The following is a 22,751-nucleotide window of genomic DNA, read 5'->3' as shown; positions in this document are numbered from 1 at the left end:
AGCGGCGGGGTGTCGGCTGGCTGGTCTGCGGCCGGCGTTCGAAGTGGGTCGTGGTGGGACTGTGGCTGGTGCTGCTCGTGCTCACGGCTCCCTTCGCCCAGAAACTCACCGACGCACAGGACAACGACGCTGCCTCCTGGCTGCCCGGTTCCGCCGAGTCCACCCAAGTCCTCCAGGCTTCCGAGGACTTCAGGCCGGAGCAGATCCCCGCGATCGTCGTGTACGCCCGTGCCGACGGCCTCACCGCACAGGACCGGGTGCAGATCGCCAGGGACGTACGGGAGCTCAAGGAACTGCGCGAGCAGGGCATCCGCGGAGCGGAGACCCGGGGTCCCGTGTTCGACCGGAGGCCGGCGCCGCGGGCAGCCCAGGTCTTCGTACCGATCACGATGGACGAGAAGGGCTGGGAGCGCATCTCACCCGCGGTCGACGCCATCCGCGCGGACGTCGGCGAGGGCGGTGACGGGCTCACCGTGCACATCACGGGCCCGGGCGGCACGTCCGCCGACTTCTCCGAGGCCTTCGAGGGCATCGACTCCACCCTGCTGTTCTCCGCGATGGCCGTCGTCATCGTGATGCTGCTGCTCACCTACCGCAGCCCGACCCTGCTGCTGGTCCCGCTGATCGGTGTGGTCGCCGCGCTGTTCACCGCGCAGGCGCTGGTCTACCTGCTCGCGGAGCACGCGGGGCTGACCGTGAACGGCCAGAGCGCGGGCATCCTGACGGTGCTCGTCTTCGGCGCGGGGACGGACTATGCCCTGCTCCTGGTGGCCCGTTACCGGGAGGAGCTGCGCCGCCACGAGGACCGCCACGAGGCGATGGCGCTGGCCCTGCACCGGGCGGGCCCGGCCGTCATCGCGTCCGGCGCGACCGTCGTCCTGAGCATGCTGGTGCTGCTCGCCGCCGAGATGAACTCGACGCGCGGCCTCGGCCCGGTCGCCGCCATCGGCGTCGCCGTGGCGCTGGTCGCGATGCTGACGCTCTTCCCGGCCCTGCTGGTGATCTTCGGTCGCTGGATCTTCTGGCCGGTGGTCCCGCACTTCGGCTCCGAGGACCCGACCGAGCGCGGTGTCTGGGCGCGAATGGGCAACCGCTTCTCGCACCGCCCGCGACTGGTCTGGGTCATCACGGCGGCGGCGCTCGCGCTGCTGTCCCTTGGCCTCATCCAGTTGCGCGCGGAGGGCATCAGCAACGCCGACTCCTTCACCGACAAACCCGACTCGATCGTCGGCCAGGAGGTGTCCGCGCGGTACTTCCCGGCGGGCAGCGGCGATCCGCTCGTCGTCATCAGCAACAGCGAACAGGCCGAGGAGGTCGGCCGGGCGGTCGCGGACACCCGCGGGGTCCTGCCGGAGTCCCTGGGCCTGCCACCGGGCACGAAACCGGAGTTCGAGGGCAAGGTCCTCTTCGAGGCGACCATGACCGCCCCGGCGGACAGCGAGGCCGCGAAACAGACGGTGGAGCGGGTACGGGACGCCGTGCACGCGGTACCGGACGCGGACGCCCAGGTCGGCGGCGGTACGGCGGCCCTGCTGGACATGGACAGGGCGACGACCCACGACAACATCCTGATCATCCCGCTGGTGCTGGTCGTGGTGCTGCTGATCCTCTGCGTCCTGCTCCGCGCCCTGATCGCCCCACTGCTGCTGATCGGCACGGTGGTGCTGTCCTTCGCCGCCGCGCTGGGGATCAGCGCGCTCGCGTTCCGGTACGTCTTCGACTACGCCGGCGAGACGACGGACTTCCCGCTCTTCGTCTTCGTCTTCCTGGTGGCGCTGGGCATCGACTACAACATCTTCCTGACCACCCGCATCCGCGAGGAGGCCGCCCGCCAGGGCACGCGCCCGGGCGTGGTCACGGGCCTCGCCGCCACCGGCGCGGTCATCACGTCGGCGGGCCTGGTCCTCGCGGGCACGTTCGCCGCGCTGGGGACGCTGCCGATGGTCGCCTTCGCCGAGATCGGCTTCACGGTCGCCCTAGGCGTACTGCTCGACACATTCATCGTGCGCTCGGTCCTGGTGACGTCCCTGTTCCTGGACGTAGGCCCAAGGGTCTGGTGGCCGAGCCGACTGGCGAAGGAGACGGGGGACGGGGGCGCCGGGGGCGCAGGCGCCGCAGGCACGGGTGCCGGGGACACGGGCGTCGGAGGCACGGGCGGGAGCGGCCCGGCGGCTGCCCCGCCGACGCCTGGGGCGCCTGCGACACCTGCCGCGCCTGGGGCACCTGGGGCGCCTGGGGCACCTGGGGCGGAGTCCCCGACGGGACCGGCCTCACGCCCGGGCGGCCCGTCGGAGTAACCGGCCCGACGTGTAGCGGCAGGGGCGGCGGGCGGTCGGCGGAGGACCGTCGGCGGTCGGCGGGTCAACCGGTTCGGCCGGATCAGCCGGACTGGCGGGTCAGCCGGACCAGCACGTGGCCGACCGGACCAGCGGGTGGTCAACCGGACCGGCGGGTGGTCAGCCGGTCCGGCGGGTGGTCAGCCGGTCCGGCGGATCAGCGCCAGATACATGGCGTCCGTCCCGTGCACATGCGGCCACAGCTGGACGTCCGGACCCTCACCCAGGGCCGGTACGTCCGGGAAGAGCGGACGCGCGTCGATGAGTTCGGCGTCCTTCTCCTTGAGTACGTCGTTGACCACGGCCCGGGTCTCGGCGAGGTGCGGCGAGCAGGTCGCGTACCCCACGACACCGCCGATCCGCACCGAGTCGAGCGCGGTGCGCAGCAGTCCGCGCTGCAGCGGAGCGAACCCGTCCAGGTCCGTCGGCCGGCGCCGCCACCGCGCCTCGGGCCGCCGCCGCAGGGCACCGAGCCCGGTGCAGGGCACGTCCATCAGTACGCGGTCGAAGGTCCCCGAACGCCATGGCGGGCGGGTCCCGTCGGCGGCGATGACCTGGTACGGGCCTGGGTTACCGGCGAGCGCCTTCGCGACGAGTTTGGCCCGGTGCGGCTGCTTCTCGGAGGCGAGCAGCACGGCCCCGCGCTCGGCGGCGAGCCCGGCGAGCATGGCCGCCTTGCCGCCCGGTCCCGCGCATCCGTCGAGCCACGCCTTGTCGGGTCCGTCGAGGGGCGCGTTCGCGAGAGCGATCGCCACGAGCTGGCTGCCCTCGTCCTGGACACCGGCCCGTCCTTCGCGTACGGCGTCGATGGCGCCCGGCTCCCCGCCCTCGGACAGCCGCACGGCGTAGGGCGACCAGCGCCCGGGCAGTGCGCTCTCCTCGTCGAGCTCGCCGAGGATCTCGTCGGCGGTGGCGCGGCCGGGCCTGGCGACCAGGGTCACCTCGGGCCGTTCGTTGTCGGCCTCCAGCAGATCCTCGATGCCGGCGCGTCCGCCGCCCAGCGAGTCCCACAGGGCCGAGACGATCCACCGCGGATGCGAGTGCACGACGGCGAGATGGTCCTCGGCGTCCTCGTCGTAGGGCGGTGCGACCTGCTCGATCCAGGCGTCCAGTTCCTGGCGGGAGATCTTGCGGAGCACGGCGTTGACGAACTTCGCCCGCCCGTCGCCGAGCACGATCCGCGCGAGGTCGACGGTCGCGGACACGGCGGCATGCGTCGGGATCCGCGTGCCGAGCAATTGATGTGCGCCGAGGCTCAGCACGTCGAGGACCGGCGGGTCGACCTCGCGCAGCGGCCGGTCGACGCACGCGGCGATGACGGCGTCGTACGTCCCCTGCCTGCGCAGTGTCCCGTACACCAGCTCCGTCGCCAGTGCCGCGTCGCGCCCGTCGAAGTCGCCCTGTTCGCGCGCCTTCCGCAGGAGCGGCGGCAGCACGAGATTCGCATACGCGTCCCTCTCGTCCACCGCCCGCAAAGCATCGAAGGCAAGCATCCGCACGGGGTCCTGCTTGGGACGGCGATAGGGCTTGCCCTGCTGACGGGGCCGACGGGTCTGCTCACTCACGAAAAAGGTGCTCCGGCTCAAGGGAAGAGATACACCCCCAGACTACGCCGCCCCGAAAGGGGCGCGGGGAACGGCGCAACGCCCACCCCAATGAGGCCCCACACCTCCAGGCACGGGCTCCGCCACCCCACCTCAGGGGCGCGGGGAACTGCGCAACGCCCACCCCAATGAGGCCCCACACCTCCAGGCACGGGTCCCCGACACCCCCCTAAGGGGCGCGGGGAACTGCGCAACACCCACCACGGAGGGGCCGCACCCCTCAGAACACGCGACACCCACCCCCACCCAGCGGAGCACTCCGCGGAGCGCTTCGCGGAGCGCCCCCCTCAGCCCCCCACCACCTCGCCAGAGGCGATCCGAACCCCCCGAGCCCAATCAGCCGCCCGCATCGGCTTCTTCCCCTGCGCCTGCACCCACAACAACTCGACGGCGTACGACCCCGTACCCACGTACACGTTGTTCTTCCCGACCGCCAACGCCCCCGGCGCCAAATCGCTCCGCTCAGGAACCGGCACGACCTGGATCAACTTCAACCGCTCCCCCCGGAACACGGTCCACGCCCCGGGCGAGGGCGTGCACCCCCGCACCACCCGGTCGACCCGCAACGCCGGCGCGACCCAGTCCACATGCGCGTCCTCGACGCTGATCTTCGGGGCCAGGGTGACACCGTCGGCAGGCTGCGGCACGGCCTTCAACGTGCCGTCCTCGATCCCGTCCATGGTCGCCGCGAGCAGCCCGGACCCGGCGAAGGCGAGCCGCGTCAGCAGATCCCCGCTGGTGTCGGTGGGCCGCACCTCCTCGGTGACGGTCCCGTACACCGGCCCGGAGTCGAGTCCCTCCTCGATGAGGAAGGTGGACGCCCCGGTGATCTCGTCCCCGGCCATGACGGCGTGCTGCACGGGCGCCGCCCCGCGCCAGGCGGGCAGCAGCGAGAAGTGCAGGTTGACCCAGCCGTGCGCGGGGATGTCGAGCGCGACCCGGGGCAGCAGCGCGCCGTAGGCCACGACGGGGCAGCAGTCCGGGGCGATCTCCCGCAGCCGCGCGAGGAAGTCCTCGTCCCGGGGCTTGACCGGCTTAAGCACCTCGATGCCGGCCTCCTCGGCGCGCTGGGCGACGGGGCTCGCGACAAGCCTGCGCCCCCGTCCGGCCGGCGCGTCGGGCCGCGTGACGACGGCGGCGACCTCGTGCCGCCCGGAGGCGATCAGGGCGTCCAGAGCGGGAACGGCGACCTCGGGGGTACCGGCGAAGACGAGCTTCATGGGTGGCAGTCGGCCTCTCGGGCGAATTCACAACGGGCAGCGCACCAGTCTATGGGCCGCGCTTCCAGACGGCTCCCCGCCACCGACTCGGGGCTCCGCCCCGGCCCCCGTCGCGCAGTTCCCCGCGCCCCTGAAAGGGCGCCCTTTCAGGGGCGCGGGGAACTGCGCGACGCCCACCACGGAGGGGCCGCACCCCTCAAAACACACGACACCCACCCCCACCCAGGGGCGCGGGGAACTGCGCAACAGCCCCCACCGAACCCGCACCCAAAGCCCTCCCCCCGGCCGCCGGGGACGGCAAAAACCCCAGGCAGACCAACTGCCAAGAAACGCGCCGCTCCGACCGCCGGGGGCGTACGCACATTCCTCCACGCCCCTGATGCGTGACCACTCACCTCGAAACGCGTTGGTCAAGAAAGAGTTGACCAAAACGGGCCGCAATCGCGGCCCGGTCCTTTTCAACGCCGGTTCGAGAGGCTTGTTCATGGCCGACCACGCAACCCACGACGCCCAGGCTCGGGCCAGCCTGCACTTGCTGGTGCGGGACATCGAGCGGGTCCGCCGGCAGGTGGACGCACTGCGCACGCTGACAGCCCAGCTGGGCAACGTCTACCGTCCGCGCCGCTCCGGCCCCTCCACGGGCTTCGTCGTCTACGGACGCGCTCCCGCTCCGACCGTCCGCCTCGCCCAGGAGCTGCGGGACAGCGTCGAGACCCTGGTCACGGCCGCCGTGGACTTCGACCGCTCACTGGGTTTCTCGTGGGACGCGGTGGGCTCGGCTCTCGGTGTCACCAAGCAGGCGGTGCACCGCCGTTACGGCGCCCGCCGGGCGACCACCCAGGCGGCGGCGGAGGCCGAGCGCGCGACCGAGCCGTCGGGAGCCCGTACGGTCGGCGTCAACACCGGTCTCCCCACGGTCCCGGCCGCCCGCTCCATGCCGATGCCGATGCCCATGCCGATGCCGACCCAGCCGACCGCAGGCAGCCCCACCCTCCGCGAGGAGGTCAGGCCGAGCGCGTTTCCCGGCCCGCGCAACGGCTGACGCCCTCACCGGTCTCACCCCGAAGCGGTCCCCTGTCTGCCCCCGAGGAACTTCGGGGGCAGACGCGCGTCCACCCTGGGCCGCGACCCTCAGACCCTCAGACCCTGAGCCCTGAGCCCTGAGGCGCGGGTCACCCGATATCAGGCGGATCAATCCGAATCCGCACCACGTCACTCCCGCCACCGCCACCACCCCGGCCACCCCCGCTGCCCCCGCCACCCGCACCCGCACCCGCACCCGCACCACGAACATTCCCCCCGCGAACACTCCCCCCACGAGCCATCCGGGCGGCCTGCGCATGCTTCAGCGCGGACGCCAGTGCCGCCCCCTTCCCCGGCGGCACCCGGATCAGCGCCCGTTCCCACTGCTCGCCCGCGGGCGGCGCCCCCACCCGCCGCGGCCCGCCCGGGTCCGCCGGAGTCACCGGCACCGGACCCAGCAGTTCGGCCTCGCCGGGCAGTTCGACCGTGGCGAGGAACCCGGCGAGCGCCTCCGCGGTCCCGGACACGGACGCCATCCGCGACACCGGCGGGAACCCCAGCTCGGCCCGCTCGGCCAGCTCACGCACCGCGTGCCCGACCGGGTCCCAGCGCACCAGCGCCTGCACCGGCCGCAGTGTCGGCTCGGCGACGACCACCACGGTCCCGCCGTCCTGCTGCCCCCGCACCAGCGCCGCCGCGTCGATCCACCGCCGCAGCGCCTCCTCCCCGGCCCGCAGATCGGGACGCCCCAGCATCGCCCAGCCGTCGAGCAGCAGTGCCGCCGCGTAGCCGCCCTCCGCCACGGGCTCCGCGCCCGGCGTACTGACGACGAGCGCGGGCGACCCCGGCACGGTGTCCAGCACCTGCTCGCGCCCCGATGTCCGTACAGGCACAGCGGGGAACGCGCGCCCCAGTTCCTCGGCGGTCCGCCGCGCCCCCACGACCTGCGCCCGCAGCCGGAACCCGCCGCACTCGGGACAGTGCCAACTGCCTTCCTCCCGGCCGCACCAGCCGCACTGCAGGCCCCCGGCGTCCTGCCCCTCCAACGGCCCGGCGCAGTGCCGGCAGCGCGCGGGTGCCCGGCATCGCGCACAGGCCATGCGGGGCACGTAACCCCGCCGGGGAACCTGCACGAGTACGGGCCCGTGCTTCAGCCCTTCCCGCACGGCCTGCCAGGCGAGGGTGGGCAGCCGCGCGGCCCGTGCCGCCTCGTCCCGCGCGAGGTCGTGGTCCCCGACGGTCCGTACGAGCGGAGCCGCCGCGCGTACCTGTTCCCGCTCGGCGACGAGCGGAGCCGCCCAGCCGGTCTCGACGAGCTGCGCGGCCTCGACGGTGCAGCTCCAACTCCCCAGCAGAAAGGCGCACTTGTCATGGGCGGCCCGTAGCAGCAGTACCTCGCGGGCGTGTGGCTGCGGGGCGTGCGGTTCGCTGTGGCTGCCGTCCCCGTCGTCCCAGATGACCACCAGCCCAAGATCCCGTACGGGCGCGAACATGGCGGCCCGGGTCCCCACCACGGCCCGTACGGATCCGCGCCGCACGGCCAGCCACTGCCGGTACCGCTTCTCGGGCCCGGCCTCGGCGGTGAGCACGGCGTGCCGCCCCTCCCCCAGCACGGAGGTCAGTGCGGCATCGACCCGGCTGACGGCCCGCCCGTCCGGCACGACGACGAGCGCGCCGCGCCCCGAGGCGAGCGTCGCCGCCACGGCCCGCGCCAGCTCCTCGGCCCAGCCGGGCCCCGGCAGCGCGTTCCAGACGGCCCGGGGTGTCCCGCCGCCCGCGAGCGACTCGATGAAGGCGGCACCTCGCGGGTACCTGGCCCAGGACCCCACCGCGGGCACCTCGGGAACGGGCAACGGCTCGGGCGAGGGCTTCCCCTCGGCACGGGCGTTGCGCGGCGGGACGGCCAGTTGCAGCACATCGGCCAGGCTTCCGGCATACCGGTCGGCGACGGCACGCGCGAGGCCGAGCAACTCCTCGCTCAACACGATCTCGGGCGACACGACATGGGCGAGGGCCGCCAGGGGCCCCGAGTAGTCGGACTCGGCGAGCCGCTCGACGAGGAACCCGTCGATCAGCCCGCCGCCCTCGCGCCGCCCCTCCCGCACCCGGTGCCGCCCGGCCCCGAACCGCACGCGCACCCGCACCCCGGGCTGGGCGTCGGCGTCCAGTTCCTCGGGCACGGCGTAGTCGAAGTAGCGGTCGAGGTGCAGCACGCCCTTGTCCACGAGCACCCGTGCGACGGGCAGGTGCTGGGCGACCGCGGCCCCTCGCCAGGTCCGCGGCTTGGCCCGCGGCGCCTTGCGCACGGCATCCCGGATCAACGCAAGCTGCTCGGGCGGCGCCCCTTCGGCCCCGCCACCCGCCTGCCCGTCGTCGCTGCTCACAGCAGCATTCCTACCAGACCGCACTGACACCGCCGCCCGCCCGGGACCGGCCGTGCCACGGATCGCACACACCCCCGAAGCGATGGCCGACATGGCTCTCTCGACACACCACCCAAGCTCGGCTTCCCTCAGAGCCCGAGCCGTAGAACACCGAGGCCCGACCCCCCTCAATCAGGGGCCGGGCCTCGGTCAAAGCGCGGGGGCGGAAGGGCTGAGCCTCTGCCGACGGCGCGGGGGCGGAAGGGCTGGGCCTTCGCCGAAGGCGCGGAAGCGGGAGGCTAGAGGCCTGCCGCCTTGCGCAGGGCGTCCACCCGGTCCGTCTTCTCCCAGGTGAACTCGGGCAGCGCGCGCCCGAAGTGGCCGTACGCGGCGGTCTTGGAGTAGATCGGCCGCAGCAGGTCGAGGTCGCGGATGATCGCGGCCGGGCGGAGGTCGAAGACCTCGGAGATGGCCGTCTCGATCTTCTCCGCGTCGACCTTGGCGGTGCCGAAGGTCTCGACGAAGAGTCCTACGGGCTCGGCCTTGCCGATCGCGTAGGCGACCTGGACCTCGCAGCGGGAGGCGAGGCCCGCCGCGACGACGTTCTTGGCGACCCACCGCATGGCGTACGCGGCGGAGCGGTCGACCTTGGACGGGTCCTTGCCGGAGAAGGCACCGCCGCCGTGGCGGGCCATACCGCCGTAGGTGTCGATGATGATCTTGCGGCCGGTCAGCCCGGCGTCGCCCATCGGGCCGCCGATCTCGAAGCGGCCGGTCGGGTTGACCAGGAGGCGGTAGCCCTCGGTCTCCAGCTTGATGCCGTCGTCCAGGAGCGCCTTCAGCTCGGGCTCCACCACGAACTCGCGGATGTCGGGCGCGAGCAGCGAGTCCAGGTCGATGTCCGACGCGTGCTGCGAGGAGACGACGACGGTGTCCAGGCGGACCGCCTTGTCGCCGTCGTACTCGATGGTGACCTGGGTCTTGCCGTCGGGGCGCAGGTACGGGATCGTGCCGTTCTTGCGGACCTCGGAGAGGCGGCGCGCGAGGCGGTGCGCGAGGTGGATCGGGAGCGGCATGAGCTCGGGGGTCTCGTCCGTCGCGTAGCCGAACATCAGGCCCTGGTCGCCGGCGCCCTGCTTGTCGAGCTCATCCTCGTCGCCTTCGACCCGCTTCTCGTACGCGGTGTCGACGCCCTGCGCGATGTCCGGGGACTGAGAGCCGATCGACACGGACACGCCACAGGACGCGCCGTCGAAGCCCTTCTTCGAGGAGTCGTAGCCGATTTCGAGGATCTTGTCGCGCACGAGCTGCGCGATCGGCGCGTAGGCCTTGGTCGTGACCTCGCCGGCCACGTGTACGAGGCCGGTCGTGATCAGCGTCTCGACGGCGACCCGGGACGTCGGGTCCTCACGCAGAAGCGCATCGAGGATGGTGTCGCTGATCTGGTCAGCGATCTTGTCGGGGTGACCCTCGGTCACGGACTCCGAGGTGAACAGGCGACGGGACACAACGCTCCCTGTGGTTGCAGCGGCTGCTGGCTGATCATTGGCGGACGGCCGGGAGCTGCGCCCGGCGTCGTCCGGTAACAGTTTATCTGTCGCACTCCGTCGCGGGGCTACTGTCTCGCCTCTCGGAAGCGCTGTGACCTGCGGCACGGGCATTCTGCGACACGAAGAACCGTCTCCGCCAGGTTCCCACACCCTTGCACGCAGGTGAAAAGGGGTGTGCTGGAGTGACGATGGAGTGTCCTGAAACGATGGGGGCGTTCAGCCCAGTCGGCGCGCCACGAGATCCCACACAGTCTCGGCCAGTGCCTCCTTGGGCCCGTACGGCACCGGGGTCTCGCTTCCGTCGGCGCCGAGCACGACCGCCTCGTTCTCCTCGGAGCCGAAGGTCTTGCGTTCTCCGACCTCGTTGACGACGAGGAGGTCACAGCCCTTGCGCTGGAGCTTCGACCGGCCGTTGGCCAGTACGTCGTCCGTCTCGGCGGCGAAACCGACGACGACCTGCCCTGGGCGGGCGCGCTCCGCAGAGATCTCCGCGAGGATGTCCGGATTACGCACGAGAACGATCGGCTCCGGTTCCTGGCCGTCCTTCTTCTTGATTTTTCCCGACGCGTATGCCGCGGGCCGGAAGTCCGCCACCGCCGCCGCCATCACCACGGCGTCGGCGTCCGGGGCGGCCTTGAGCACCGCCTCGCGGAGCTGTACGGCCGTCCCGACCTGGATGACGTCGACGCCCGCCGGGTCCGGCATCCCGGTGTTCGCGGCGATCAGGGTGACCCGGGCGCCCCGGGCGGCGGCGGTGCGCGCGAGGGCGTACCCCTGCTTCCCGGAGGAGCGGTTGCCGAGGAAGCGGACGGGGTCGAGCGGCTCGCGTGTGCCGCCCGCGCTGACGAGGACGTGCCGGCCGGCGAGGTCCGGTTCGGCCGCTCCCCGGGCGAGCACCCGGCGGCAGACCTCGAAGATCTCGGTGGGGTCGGGCAGCCGCCCCTTGCCGGTGTCGACGCCGGTCAGCCGTCCCACGGCGGGTTCGATGACGACGGCGCCCCGGCGGCGCAGTGTCGCCACGTTCTCCTGGGTGGCCGGGTGTTCCCACATCTCGGTGTGCATGGCGGGCGCGAAGACGACCGGGCAGCGGGCGGTGAGCAGGGTGTTGGTGAGGAGGTCGTCGGCCAGGCCGTGGGCGGCCTTCGCCAGCATGTCCGCGGTGGCGGGCGCGACGACGACCAGGTCGGCGCCCTGCCCGATCCGTACGTGCGGCACCTCGTGCACGTCCGACCAGACCTCCGTGGAGACGGGGTGTCCGGACAGGGCGGACCAGGTCGCGGCGCCGACGAAGTGCAGCGCGGACTCGGTCGGCACCACGCGCACGTCGTGTCCCGACTCGGTCAGTCGGCGCAGCAGCTCGCACGCCTTGTAGGCGGCGATGCCGCCGCTGACCCCCAGCACGACCTTCGGCTTGTCCACGTCACTCCCCGCACCTCGGAAAACACACGAACCCGTACGCCTCGAACCCGTACGCCTCGAATTCGTACGCCTCGAATCCGTACGTCCCCATCACACACCACAGGCCCGGCAGGGGCGCTGCCGGGCCTGTGGATGAACGAACTGAAAGCAGAAAATACTACTGAGCCGGGCCCTCAATGGCTTCCGACGTCAGCAGACCCGCGTTGATCTCCCGGAGGGCGATCGACAGCGGCTTCTCGTGGACGTGGGTGTCCACGAGGGGACCGACGTACTCGAGGAGGCCCTCGCCGAGCTGCGAGTAGTACGCGTTGATCTGGCGGGCACGCTTGGCCGCGTAGATCACCAGGCTGTACTTCGAGTCGGTAGCCTCAAGGAGCTCGTCGATCGGAGGGTTGATGATGCCCTCGGGCGCGGTGATGGAAGAGGACACGCTCTGCCTTCCGAAAGGTGGAAATCGACCTTAAAGGTGATCCTGAAAGATCAAACAACTTCCATCAAGGCTAGCAGCTCGCGCGCCACGTCCTCGACGGAGGTGTTGACCAGGGTGGTATCGAACTCCGGCTCGGCCGCCAGCTCGATCTTGGCGGCGCCCAGCCGGCGCTCGATCACTTCGGGCGGCTCGGTGCCCCGCCCGGTGAGCCGGCGCACCAGCTCCTCCCAGGAAGGAGGGGCCAGGAACACCAGCAGGGCGTCGGACATGGACTCGCGGACCTGCCGGGCGCCCTGGAGATCGATCTCCAGGAGGACCGACTCCCCCGACTCCAGGCGTTCGAGCACGGCGTCGCGGGGCGTCCCGTAGCGGTTGCCCGCGAACTCGGCCCATTCGAGCAGCTCGCCGTTGGCGATCAGCTTGTCCATCTCCTCGTCGCTGACGAAGAAGTAGTGGACACCGTGCTTCTCGCCGGGGCGCGGCCTGCGGGTCGTCGCCGACACCGAGAGCCACACCTTGGGGTGTTCCTTGCGCATATGAGCGACGACCGTGCTCTTGCCGACCCCTGAGGGGCCGGAGAGCACGGTCAGCCGCGGACGTACGTCCGGGGGTACGGGGGTCGTCCCCCGGGGTGTTGCAGCCATGCGGTGATTATCCAGGTTCTCAGGGGTGCCTGAGAACGTCAGGCCGCACCGCCGCCGAACTCGCGCTCCAAGGAGGCGATCTGATTGGAGCCAAGACCTCGCACACGGCGGCTCTCGGAGATCCCGAGACGCTCCATGATCTGCTTGGCGCGGACCTTGCCCACGCCCGGCAGGGATTCCAGGAGAGCGGAGACCTTCATCTTTCCGATGACGTCGTTCTCCTGACCCTGCTTGATGACCTCGTGGAGCGAGGCGCCGGAGTGCTTGAGTCGATTCTTGACCTCGGCCCGCTCCCGGCGAGCCGCGGCGGCCTTTTCGAGCGCGGCTGCGCGCTGTTCAGGGGTAAGGGGCGGAAGAGCCACGCCTACGTCACCTCGGATGTCGAACTGTCGGATACGGACCGGTGAGGAACCTAGTCGCCCCACACCTGGCGAGCAACGAGCAACACTTCTGCCCGTTGACTCTGGTCGGAGACTAGCGGGCAAGTCCGCCGGAGTCAGCGAGAACAGAGGAAAAGTCCTGGTCAGCCTCTATCGAGTCCGACATTTACGACAAAACTCCCCGGATTTGAGCATGTATTCAGACGCGGGACGTCCGGAAGACGCGCGCCGAAGCCGTCACGCGGCCTCCACCGCCGCCCGGATCTCCTCCGCGAAGAGATCCGATGACGCGCGTAGCGCGCCGATGTCGGGTCCGTGACGCAGGACACCCCGGCTGACGTTCGGCACCACCTGGCGCACCGCCGCTCCGAAGACCCGGGGAAGATCCGCCGGGGTCGCGCCCTGGGCGCCGATGCCGGGGGCGAGGAGCGGGCCGTTGATGGCGAGGTCGTACGAGGAGAGATCGCCGAGTGTGGCACCGACGACCGCTCCGAAGGAGCCCATCGGGGTCTGTCCCGCGTTCTCCTCCGCGAGGTGCGCCAGCATGGTCGCGCCCACGTTCCGCAGGGCCGTGTCCTCAGGGCGTACCGCGTGCTGCACCTCGGCGCCCTCCGGGTTGGAGGTCAGGGCGAGCACGAACAGCCCCGAGCCGCTCTGCCGGGCGAGATCGACCGCCGGCTTCAGCGACCCGTAGCCGAGGTACGGCGAGACCGTCAGCGCGTCGGCGAACAGCGGTGAGCCCTTCTCCAGGAAGGCGGCGGCGTACGCGGCCATGGTCGAGCCGATGTCACCGCGCTTGGCGTCCATGACGACCAGCGCCCCGGCCGCGCGCGCCTCCTCGACCGACTTCTCCAGGACGGCGACCCCGCGCGACCCGAAGCGCTCGAAGAACGCGCTCTGCGGCTTCAGTACGGCGACCCGGTCGGCCAGCGCCTCCACGACGGTCCGGCTGAAGCGCTCCAGGCCCGCGATGTCGTCGTTCAGGCCCCAGTCGGCGAGCAGGGAGGCGTGCGGGTCGATCCCGACGCACAGAGGACCCCGCTCGTCCATGGCCCGGCGCAGCCGCGCACCGAAGGGCTCAGGGCCCGTGCCGTCTGCGCTCACATCGGCCCCGCCGTTCACATCGGCCCCACCGACGACGTCCCCGCTCATACCGTCTTCCTCACGTCGGCGCCGACCGCGTCGGCGAGGGTGGCGTACGGGCTCGTACGCAGGCGTGCGGCGAGGCCCTTGTGGATGCCGCGTCCCCAGAGGGGCCCTTCGTAGATGAAGGCGCTGTAGCCCTGGACCAGCGTGGCGCCGGCCAGGATGCGCTGCCAGGCGTCCTCGGCGTTCTCGACGCCGCCGACGCCCACGAGGGTGATCCGGTCCCCCACGCGCGCGTAGAGGCGACGCAGCACCTCCAGGGAGCGCGCCTTGAGCGGGGCGCCGGACAGCCCGCCGGTCTCCGCGACGAGGGAGGCGTCGGACCGCAGGCCCAGCTCCTCGCGCGCGATGGTGGTGTTCGTGGCGATGATCCCGTCCAGGCCGAGCTCGACGGCGAGGTCGGCGACGGCGTCCACGTCCTCGTCGGCGAGGTCCGGCGCGATCTTCACGAGCAGCGGCACCCGGCGCGTGGTGACGGTCCGGTCCGCGGCCTCGCGCACGGCGGTGAGCAGGGGCCGCAGCGACTCGGTCGCCTGGAGGTTGCGCAGTCCGGGCGTGTTCGGGGAGCTGACGTTGACCACGAGGTAGTCAGCGTACGGGGCCAGCCGCTCGGTCGACTTCACGTAGTCGGCGACGGCCTCCTCCTCGGGGACGACCTTGGTCTTGCCGATGTTGACGCCTACGACGGTCCTGAAGACGGGCGTACGGGCCCTCAGGCGCTCCGCCACAGCCTCGGAGCCCTCGTTGTTGAACCCCATACGGTTGATGAGCGCGCGGTCCGGCACGAGGCGGAACAGCCGCTTCCTGGGGTTGCCGCTCTGCGCCTCCCCCGTGACGGTGCCGATCTCGACGTGGTCGAAGCCGAGCATCGACAGGCCGTCGATCGCGACCGCGTTCTTGTCGAAGCCCGCCGCGAGCCCGAACGGGCCGTGCATCCGCAGCCCGAACGCCTCGGTCCGCAGCTCCTCGTACCGGGGCGCGAGCGCGGCGGCGACGAAGGTCCGCAGGACGGGGATCCGGACGGCCAGCCGGATCCAGCGGAAGGCGAGGTGGTGGGCCTGCTCGGGGTCCATACGCCGGAACGCGAGCCGGAAGAAGAGCTTGTACATGTTCGGTTTCCTCATGAAGGAGGCCGGTCCCGCAGCCCCGCGCCCTCAAGGGGCGCGGGGAACTGCGCGACCAGCCACGACGGACCCGCAGACGAAGCACCCGCGGCAGGCGGACCTGTCAGTCGCGGGCCGCGGTGAGCCGCTCCGCGTGCTCCTGCAGAGAACGCACACCCACGTCTCCGTGGGTGAGCGCGTCGATGCCCTGGACGGCCGCGGCGAGCGCCTGGACGGTCGTCAGACAGGGCACGGAACGGGCCACGGCCGCCGTACGGATGTCGTAGCCGTCGAGGCGGCCCCCGGTGCCGTACGGCGTGTTGACGATGAGGTCGACCTCGCCCTCGTGGATGAGCTGGACGATCGTCTTCTCGCCGTTCGGGCCCTCGCCCTCGGACTGCTTGCGCACGACGGTGGCGTTGATGCCGTTGCGCTTGAGCACCTCGGCCGTGCCGGACGTGGCGAGCAGCTCGAAGCCGTGGGCGACGAGTTCACGCGCCGGGAAGATCATCGAGCGCTTGTCCCGGTTGGCGACCGAGATGAAGGCGCGCCCCTTGGTCGGCAGCGGGCCGTACGCGCCCGCCTGGGACTTGGCGTACGCCGTGCCGAACACGGAGTCGATGCCCATGACCTCGCCGGTGGAGCGCATCTCCGGGCCGAGGATGGTGTCGACGCCGCGGCCGTGGATGTCGCGGAAGCGCGACCACGGCATGACGGCCTCCTTGACGGAGATCGGCGCGTCCAGCGGCAGCTCACCGCCGTCGCCGACGGCCGGCAGCAGCCCTTCGGCGCGCAGCTCGGCGACGGTCGCGCCCAGCGAGATCCGGGCGGCGGCCTTGGCGAGCGGCACCGCGGTCGCCTTGGAGGTGAAGGGGACCGTGCGCGACGCGCGCGGGTTGGCCTCCAGGACGTACAGGATGTCCCCGGCCAGCGCGAACTGGATGTTGATCAGTCCGCGGACGCCGACGCCCTTGGCGATGGCCTCCGTCGAGGCGCGCAGCCGCTTGATGTCGAAGCCGCCGAGCGTGATCGGGGGCAGGGCGCACGCCGAGTCGCCGGAGTGGATGCCGGCCTCCTCGATGTGCTCCATGACGCCGCCGAGGTACAGCTCGTGGCCGTCGTACAGGGCGTCCACGTCGATCTCGATCGCGTCGTCCAGGAAGCGGTCGACCAGGACCGGCCGGGACGGGCTGATCTCGGTGGACTCCTCGATGTACGAGGCCAGCCGCGTCTCGTCGTACACGATCTCCATGCCGCGTCCGCCGAGGACGTACGACGGCCGGACGAGGACGGGGTAGCCGATCTCGTCGGCGATGGCCTTGGCGCCGGCGAAGGTGGTGGCGGTGCCGTGCTTCGGCGCGGGCAGTCCGGCCTCGGCGAGCACGCGGCCGAAGGCGCCGCGGTCCTCGGCGGCGTGGATGGCCTCGGGCGGGGTGCCCACGACCGGGACGCCGTTGTCCTTGAGGGCCTGCGACAGGCCGAGCGGGGTCTGGCCGCCGAGCTGGACGATGACGCCCGCGATCGGTCCGGCCAGCGACTCCGCGTGGACGATCTCCAGGACGTCCTCCAGGGTGAGCGGCTCGAAGTAGAGCCGGTCGGAGGTGTCGTAGTCCGTGGAGACGGTCTCGGGGTTGCAGTTGACCATCACGGTCTCGTAGCCGGCGTCGCTCAGCGCGAAGGAGGCGTGGACGCAGGAGTAGTCGAACTCGATGCCCTGGCCGATGCGGTTCGGACCGGAGCCGAGGATGATCACCGCGGGCTTCTCGCGCGGGGCGACCTCCGACTCCTCGTCGTACGAGGAGTAGAAGTACGGCGTCTTGGCGGCGAACTCGGCGGCGCAGGTGTCGACCGTCTTGTAGACCGGCCGCACGCCCAGCGCGTGCCGCACCTCGCGGACGACGTCTTCGCGCAGGCTCCGGATCTCGCCGATCTGGACGTCGGAGAAGCCGTGCCGCTTGGCCTCGGCGAGCAGCGAGGGCTCCAGCTTGTCGGCGGCGGCCAGCTCGTCCGCGATCTCCTTGATCAGGAACAGCTGGTCCACGAACCACGGGTCGATCTTGGTCGCGTCGAAGACCTCCTCGGGCGTGGCGCCCGCGCGGATGGCCTGCATGACGGAGTTGATGCGCCCGTCGGTGGGCCGGACGGCCTCCGCCAGCAGCTCGTCCTTGTCGCCGGGGTCGCCGACGAAGGTGAACTGGCTGCCCTTCTTCTCCAGCGAGCGCAGTGCCTTCTGCAGCGCCTCGGTGAAGTTGCGGCCGATCGCCATGGCCTCGCCGACCGACTTCATGGTCGTGGTCAGCGTGGAGTCGGCGGACGGGAACTTCTCGAAGGCGAACCGCGGGGCCTTGACGACCACGTAGTCGAGGGTCGGCTCGAAGGACGCCGGGGTCTTCTCGGTGATGTCGTTCGGGATCTCGTCGAGCGTGTAGCCGACGGCCAGCTTGGCGGCGATCTTGGCGATCGGGAAGCCGGTGGCCTTCGAGGCGAGCGCCGAGGAGCGCGAGACGCGCGGGTTCATCTCGATGACGATGATGCGGCCGTCGTCGGGGTTGACCGCGAACTGGATGTTGCAGCCGCCGGTGTCGACGCCGACCTCGCGGATGATCGCGATGCCGATGTCACGCAGCCGCTGGTACTCGCGGTCGGTCAGCGTCATCGAGGGCGCGACCGTGATCGAGTCGCCGGTGTGCACGCCCATCGGGTCGAAGTTCTCGATGGAGCAGACGACCACGACGTTGTCGTGCTTGTCGCGCATCAGCTCCAGCTCGTACTCCTTCCAGCCGAGGATGGACTCCTCCAGGAGCACCTCGGTGGTCGGGGAGAGCGTGAGGCCCTGTCCGGCGATGCGGCGCAGCTCCTCCTCGTCGTGCGCGAAGCCGGAGCCGGCGCCGCCCATGGTGAAGGAGGGGCGTACGACGACGGGGTAGCCGCCGAGCGTGTCGACTCCCTGGATCACGTCGTCCATGGAGTGGCAGATGACCGAGCGGGCGGACTCGCCGTGGCCGATCTTCGCGCGGACGGCCTCGACGACGCCCTTGAAGAGGTCGCGGTCCTCGCCCTTGTTGATCGCCTCGACGTTGGCGCCGATCAGCTCGACGCCGTACTTCTCCAGCACACCCTGCTCGTGCATGGAGATCGCGGTGTTGAGCGCGGTCTGGCCGCCCAGCGTCGGCAGCAGCGTGTCGGGCCGCTCCTTGGCGATGATCTTCTCGACGAACTCGGGGGTGATCGGCTCGACGTACGTGGCGTCGGCGATCTCCGGGTCGGTCATGATCGTCGCGGGGTTGGAGTTGACCAGGATCACCCGCAGGCCCTCGGCCTTGAGGACGCGGCAGGCCTGGGTGCCGGAGTAGTCGAACTCGGCGGCCTGTCCGATGACGATCGGGCCGGAGCCGATGACCAGGACGGACTGGATATCGGAGCGCTTAGGCACGCTGGCCCTCCATCTGGACTGTGTTCATCAAAGACGTGAAGCGGTCGAACAGGTAGGCGGCGTCGTGCGGGCCCGCGGCCGCCTCGGGGTGGTACTGGACGCTGAAGGCGGGCTGGTCGAGCAGCTGCAGCCCCTCGACGACCTGGTCGTTCAGGCAGACGTGGCTGACCTCGGCCCGCCCGAAGGGGGTCTCGGAGACCTGGTCGAGCGGCGCGTCGACGGCGAAGCCGTGGTTGTGCGCGGTGACCTCGACCTTGCCGGTCGTACGGTCCTGCACGGGCTGGTTGATGCCCCGGTGGCCGTACTTGAGCTTGTAGGTGCCGAAGCCGAGGGCGCGGCCGAGGATCTGGTTGCCGAAGCAGATGCCGAACAGGGGCGTCTTCCGCTCCAGCACGGCCCGCATCAGGGCGACCGGGTGCTCGGCCTGCTCCGGGTCACCGGGGCCGTTCGAGAAGAACACGCCGTCGGGGGCGACCGCGTAGATCTCCTCCACGGTCGCGGTGGCGGGCAGCACGTGCACCTCGATGCCGCGCTCGGCCATGCGGTGCGGGGTCATGCCCTTGATGCCGAGGTCGATCGCGGCGACGGTGAACTTCTTCTCACCGATGGCCGGGACGACGTACGACTCCTCGGTGGCGACCTCCTCGTAGAGGCTGGCGCCCTTCATCTCGGGGGCCTGGCGCACCTCGGCCAGCATGGTGCCCTCGTCGGGCAGCGCACTGCCGGAGAAGATGCCGACGCGCATGGCACCGCGCTCCCGCAGATGCCGGGTGAGCGCGCGGGTGTCGACGCCGCTGATGCCCACGACGCCCTGCGCGGCGAGCTCCTCGTCCAGCGAGCGCCGGGAGCGCCAGTTGGAGGGCACGCGCGCGGGGTCGCGTACGACGTAGCCGGAGACCCAGATCTTCCGGGACTCCATGTCCTCGTCGTTGATGCCGGTGTTCCCGATGTGCGGGGAGGTCATCACGACGACCTGGCGGTGGTACGACGGGTCGGTGAGGGTCTCCTGGTAGCCGGTCATGCCGGTGGAGAACACCGCTTCGCCGAAGGTCACCCCCACGGCCCCGTAGGCACGGCCGCGGAAGGTCCGGCCGTCCTCCAGAACGAGTACGGCGGGAGCCGCCTTCTGCCGCTGCGAGGCGGTTCCCTGGTCGGAGGTGGTCATCGTGCGCCTTCCGTGTCGTTGCTCTTGTCGACAGTGCCGCTCTTGTCGGTCATGCCGTTCAGGGTGTCGACCCATTCGTTGTGCTCCGCCGCGTGGTCGGAGCGGAACCCGGAGTCGATCAGCTTGTCGCCGTGTTCCCAGGTGACGACGAGCAGGCCGCCCTCGGAGAGGACCTTGCCCGCGATGCCCTTGTCGAGCCGGGCCTCGCGCAGTCGCTCGCGGGGGACGAAGAAGTCGGCCGCCCCGGGGCGTACGACGTCCAGGCCCGCGTCGGTCAGGGTCAGCTCGACCCTGCTGCGGGTGCCCAGGCCGTGCGCCACGATGCGGTCGAGCCACTGCCCGGCGGTGGTGGAGCCGTGGTAGCGGCCGCTCATGGTCAGTTTCGCCTCGCCGGGTTCATCCGGCGCGTCGGGCAGCTCGGGCAGGTCGCCCTGAAGGGTGCCGCGCCATTTCCAGCCTTCGCGCATCAGCCAGTAGACGAGCGCGATGAACAGGGCGAGGCCGACGAGCCAGCCGATGCGGGCGGCCCAGTCGGTCACCTCGGCGGACTTCTGTTCCGCCGCGAGGCCCGTACCGAGGTCCGTGGCGATCTGCGCTGCAAAGGGGGTGAGTGATGTCACGCGAGCTTCCCGTCGACGAGCGTGGCCCTGCCCCGCAGCCACGTGTGCGTGACACGGCCCGGCAGCTCACGACCCTCGTACGGAGTGTTGCGGCTGCGCGATGCGAAGCCCGCGGGGTCCACCTCACCACGGTATGCGGTGTCGACGAGCGTGAGGTTGGCGGGCTCACCTGCCGAGACGGGACGGCCGTGGCCCTTCGCCCCGCCGATCGCGGCGGGCTTGAGGGACATGCGGTCGGCGACGCCGGCCCAGTCGAGCAGGCCCGTCTCGACCATCGTCCGCTGGACGACCGAGAGCGCGGTTTCGAGGCCCACCATGCCCATGGCGGCGGCGGCCCACTCGCAGTCCTTGTCCTCGTGCGGGTGCGGGGCGTGGTCGGTGGCGACGATGTCGATCGTGCCGTCGGCGAGCGCCTCGCGCAGGGCCAGCACGTCGCGCTCGGTGCGCAGCGGCGGGTTGACCTTGTAGACGGGGTTGTACGAGCGGACCAGCTCGTCGGTGAGGAGCAGGTGGTGCGGGGTGACCTCGGCGGTCACGTCGATGCCGCGGGACTTGGCCCAGCGGACGATCTCGACGGAGCCGGCGGTCGAGAGGTGGCAGATGTGGACGCGGGAGCCGACGTGCTCGGCGAGCAGGACGTCCCGGGCGATGATCGACTCCTCGGCGACCGCGGGCCAGCCGCCGAGTCCCAGCTCCGCGGAGACGACGCCCTCGTTCATCTGGGCGCCCTCGGTGAGGCGGGGCTCCTGGGCGTGCTGGGCGACGACGCCGCCGAAGGCCTTCACGTATTCGAGCGCCCGGCGCATGATCACGGCGTCGTCGACGCACTTGCCGTCGTCCGAGAAGACGGTGACGCCGGCGGCGGACTCGTGCATCGCGCCCAGCTCGGCGAGCTTCTTGCCCTCCAGGCCGACGGTGACGGCCCCGATGGGCTGCACGTCGCAGTAGCCGTGCTCCTGGCCGAGCCGGTAGACCTGCTCGACGACGCCGGCGGTGTCGGCCACGGGGAAGGTGTTGGCCATGGCGAACACGGCGGTGTAGCCGCCGCTCGCGGCGGCGCGCGTACCGGTCAGGACCGTCTCGGAGTCCTCACGGCCGGGCTCGCGCAGATGGGTGTGCAGGTCGACGAGGCCCGGCAGGAGCACCTTGCCGTCGGCCTCGACGACCTCCGCGCCCTCGGCGGACAGCCCACTGCCGACCTCGGCGATCGTGTCGCCGTCGATGAGGACGTCCTGCGGCTCGCCGCCGAGCACCTTCGCACCACGGATCAGAATCTTGCTCATGTGACTTACTTCTCCTCGGTACGGGGGTGGGTGGCGGCGGGTTCGTTGCCACCGAGCAGCAGGTACAGGACGGCCATCCGGATCGAGACCCCGTTGGTCACCTGCTCGATGGCGGTGCAGCGCTCCGAGTCGGCGACCTCGGCGGTGATCTCCATGCCGCGGACCATCGGCCCGGGGTGCATCACGATGGCGTGCTCGGGCATCTTCGCCATGCGGTCGCCGTCGAGGCCGTAGCGCCGCGAGTACTCGCGCTCGGTCGGGAAGAACGCCGCGTTCATCCGCTCGCGCTGCACCCGCAGCAGCATCACGGCGTCGGACTTGGACAGCGTCCGGTCGAGGTCGTACGAGACCTCGCAGGGCCAGGACTCGACGCCGACCGGCACCAGGGTCGGCGGGGCGACGAGGGTGACCTCGGCGCCGAGGGTGTGCAGCAGGTCGACGTTCGAGCGGGCGACCCGGCTGTGCAGGATGTCCCCGACGAGCGTGATGCGCTTGCCGGCCAGGTCCTGGCCGAGGCCCGCGTCCCGGCCGACGAGCCGGCGCCGCATGGTGAAGGCGTCGAGCAGCGCCTGGGTGGGGTGCTGGTGGGTGCCGTCCCCGGCGTTGATGACCGCGGCGTCGATCCAGCCGGAGGTCGCGAGGCGGTACGGGGCTCCGGAGGCGCCGTGCCGGATGACGACGGCGTCGACGCCCATCGCCTCCAGGGTCTGGGCGGTGTCCTTCAGGGACTCGCCCTTGGAGACGCTGGAGCCCTTGGCGGTGAAGTTGATGACGTCCGCGGACAGGCGCTTCTCGGCGGCCTCGAAGGAGATCCGGGTCCGGGTGGAGTCCTCGAAGAAGAGGTTGACGACGGTGCGGCCGCGCAGGGTCGGCAGCTTCTTGATCGGCCGGTCGGCGACCCGGGCCATCTCCTCGGCGGTGTCGAGGATCAGGACGGCGTCGTCGCGGGTGAGGTCGGCGGCCGAGATGAGATGACGCTGCATCTTTCAGGCTCCGTAAGGCAGAAGGCACGAGGCGGTTCGGGTCGGGAAG

Annotated in this window: 17 protein-coding genes; 2 read left to right on the top strand and 15 right to left on the bottom strand. The window is 71.3% G+C overall.

What is annotated here, in order from left to right; translation table 11 throughout:
• Positions 1-50: 50 nt before the first annotated feature.
• Positions 51-2,297: an MMPL family transporter gene (locus IE278_RS15990; RefSeq protein WP_246570338.1), complete on the top strand. Its 2,247-nt coding sequence runs from the start codon at positions 51-53 to the stop codon at positions 2,295-2,297.
• Between the two features lie 179 nt (positions 2,298-2,476).
• On the opposite strand, the gene IE278_RS15985 is transcribed toward IE278_RS15990, so the two are convergent.
• A complete protein-coding gene (locus IE278_RS15985; protein WP_189772820.1) occupies positions 2,477-3,901 on the bottom strand; it encodes an RsmB/NOP family class I SAM-dependent RNA methyltransferase in 1,425 nt (474 codons plus the stop codon).
• A 326-nt stretch (positions 3,902-4,227) separates the two neighbouring features.
• Complete coding sequence (gene fmt / locus IE278_RS15980) at positions 4,228-5,160, bottom strand: methionyl-tRNA formyltransferase (RefSeq protein ID WP_189772818.1); 933 nt, start codon at positions 5,158-5,160, stop codon at positions 4,228-4,230.
• A 484-nt stretch (positions 5,161-5,644) separates the two neighbouring features.
• Here fmt and IE278_RS15975 point away from each other — a divergent pair, with 484 nt between their 5' ends.
• On the top strand, positions 5,645-6,202 hold the full coding sequence (locus IE278_RS15975) for a hypothetical protein (protein ID WP_189772816.1): 558 nt from the start codon (positions 5,645-5,647) through the stop codon (positions 6,200-6,202).
• A 130-nt stretch (positions 6,203-6,332) separates the two neighbouring features.
• Here the strand turns inward: IE278_RS15975 and IE278_RS15970 are convergent, their stop codons facing one another.
• The 13 genes from IE278_RS15970 to IE278_RS15910 all read right to left on the bottom strand — a co-directional run bounded on the left by IE278_RS15970 (position 6,333) and on the right by IE278_RS15910 (position 22,702).
• Complete coding sequence (locus tag IE278_RS15970) at positions 6,333-8,567, bottom strand: primosomal protein N' (protein WP_189772814.1); 2,235 nt, start codon at positions 8,565-8,567, stop codon at positions 6,333-6,335.
• A 278-nt stretch (positions 8,568-8,845) separates the two neighbouring features.
• Positions 8,846-10,054 carry a methionine adenosyltransferase gene (gene metK, locus IE278_RS15965; RefSeq protein WP_189772812.1) on the bottom strand — a complete coding sequence of 403 codons (1,209 nt, stop codon included), beginning with the start codon at positions 10,052-10,054 and terminating at the stop codon, positions 8,846-8,848.
• Positions 10,055-10,312: 258 nt separating this feature from the next.
• Positions 10,313-11,515, bottom strand: coding sequence for a bifunctional phosphopantothenoylcysteine decarboxylase/phosphopantothenate--cysteine ligase CoaBC (gene coaBC / locus IE278_RS15960; protein ID WP_189772810.1), 1,203 nt, complete (start codon positions 11,513-11,515; stop codon positions 10,313-10,315).
• A 157-nt stretch (positions 11,516-11,672) separates the two neighbouring features.
• Entirely contained in the window at positions 11,673-11,945 is a 273-nt protein-coding gene (gene rpoZ / locus IE278_RS15955; RefSeq protein ID WP_005319902.1) for a DNA-directed RNA polymerase subunit omega, read from the bottom strand.
• Positions 11,946-11,995: 50 nt separating this feature from the next.
• Complete coding sequence (gene gmk / locus IE278_RS15950; protein ID WP_189772808.1) at positions 11,996-12,589, bottom strand: guanylate kinase; 594 nt, start codon at positions 12,587-12,589, stop codon at positions 11,996-11,998.
• Positions 12,590-12,627: 38 nt separating this feature from the next.
• Positions 12,628-12,951 (bottom strand): integration host factor, encoded by a 324-nt coding sequence (locus IE278_RS15945; protein ID WP_005319887.1) that lies wholly within the window; start codon positions 12,949-12,951, stop codon positions 12,628-12,630.
• Between the two features lie 255 nt (positions 12,952-13,206).
• Entirely contained in the window at positions 13,207-14,121 is a 915-nt protein-coding gene (gene pyrF, locus IE278_RS15940; protein WP_281403181.1) for an orotidine-5'-phosphate decarboxylase, read from the bottom strand.
• Positions 14,118-15,224 (bottom strand): quinone-dependent dihydroorotate dehydrogenase, encoded by a 1,107-nt coding sequence (locus tag IE278_RS15935; RefSeq protein ID WP_189772806.1) that lies wholly within the window; start codon positions 15,222-15,224, stop codon positions 14,118-14,120. Before IE278_RS15935 ends, pyrF begins: the two co-directional genes overlap by 4 nt.
• Before the next feature lie 118 nt (positions 15,225-15,342).
• A complete protein-coding gene (carB, locus tag IE278_RS15930; RefSeq protein ID WP_189772805.1) occupies positions 15,343-18,651 on the bottom strand; it encodes a carbamoyl-phosphate synthase large subunit in 3,309 nt (1,102 codons plus the stop codon).
• Positions 18,644-19,816 (bottom strand): glutamine-hydrolyzing carbamoyl-phosphate synthase small subunit, encoded by a 1,173-nt coding sequence (gene carA / locus IE278_RS15925; RefSeq protein ID WP_189772797.1) that lies wholly within the window; start codon positions 19,814-19,816, stop codon positions 18,644-18,646. Before carA ends, carB begins: the two co-directional genes overlap by 8 nt.
• The gene (locus IE278_RS15920) at positions 19,813-20,436 is read right to left on the bottom strand and encodes a PH-like domain-containing protein (RefSeq protein WP_246570337.1); all 624 of its coding nucleotides are present in this window, start codon (positions 20,434-20,436) and stop codon (positions 19,813-19,815) included. The genes carA and IE278_RS15920 overlap by 4 nt, the downstream gene beginning before the upstream one ends.
• The gene (locus IE278_RS15915) at positions 20,433-21,719 is read right to left on the bottom strand and encodes a dihydroorotase (protein WP_189772787.1); all 1,287 of its coding nucleotides are present in this window, start codon (positions 21,717-21,719) and stop codon (positions 20,433-20,435) included. The genes IE278_RS15920 and IE278_RS15915 overlap by 4 nt, the downstream gene beginning before the upstream one ends.
• Before the next feature lie 5 nt (positions 21,720-21,724).
• Entirely contained in the window at positions 21,725-22,702 is a 978-nt protein-coding gene (locus IE278_RS15910; protein ID WP_189772785.1) for an aspartate carbamoyltransferase catalytic subunit, read from the bottom strand.
• Between the last annotated feature and the right edge of the window lie 49 nt (positions 22,703-22,751).

The organism is Streptomyces tauricus (genome assembly GCF_014650955.1).
Classification (GTDB): Bacteria; Actinomycetota; Actinomycetes; order Streptomycetales; family Streptomycetaceae; genus Streptomyces; species Streptomyces tauricus.
This window is presented reverse-complemented; position numbering and strand designations above follow the sequence as displayed.

Bases quoted from the DNA above. Each gene is read 5' to 3' on its own strand.
- fmt (WP_189772818.1), bottom strand. From the start codon at position 5,160: ATGAAGCTCGTCTTCGCCGGTACCCCCGAGGTCGCCGTTCCCGCTCTG.
- IE278_RS15975 (WP_189772816.1), top strand. From the start codon at position 5,645: ATGGCCGACCACGCAACCCACGACGCCCAGGCTCGGGCCAGCCTGCAC.
- gmk (WP_189772808.1), bottom strand. From the start codon at position 12,589: ATGGCTGCAACACCCCGGGGGACGACCCCCGTACCCCCGGACGTACGT.
- pyrF (WP_281403181.1), bottom strand. From the start codon at position 14,121: ATGAGCGGGGACGTCGTCGGTGGGGCCGATGTGAACGGCGGGGCCGAT.
- IE278_RS15935 (WP_189772806.1), bottom strand. From the start codon at position 15,224: ATGTACAAGCTCTTCTTCCGGCTCGCGTTCCGGCGTATGGACCCCGAG.
- carA (WP_189772797.1), bottom strand. From the start codon at position 19,816: ATGACCACCTCCGACCAGGGAACCGCCTCGCAGCGGCAGAAGGCGGCT.
- IE278_RS15915 (WP_189772787.1), bottom strand. From the start codon at position 21,719: ATGAGCAAGATTCTGATCCGTGGTGCGAAGGTGCTCGGCGGCGAGCCG.
- IE278_RS15910 (WP_189772785.1), bottom strand. From the start codon at position 22,702: ATGCAGCGTCATCTCATCTCGGCCGCCGACCTCACCCGCGACGACGCC.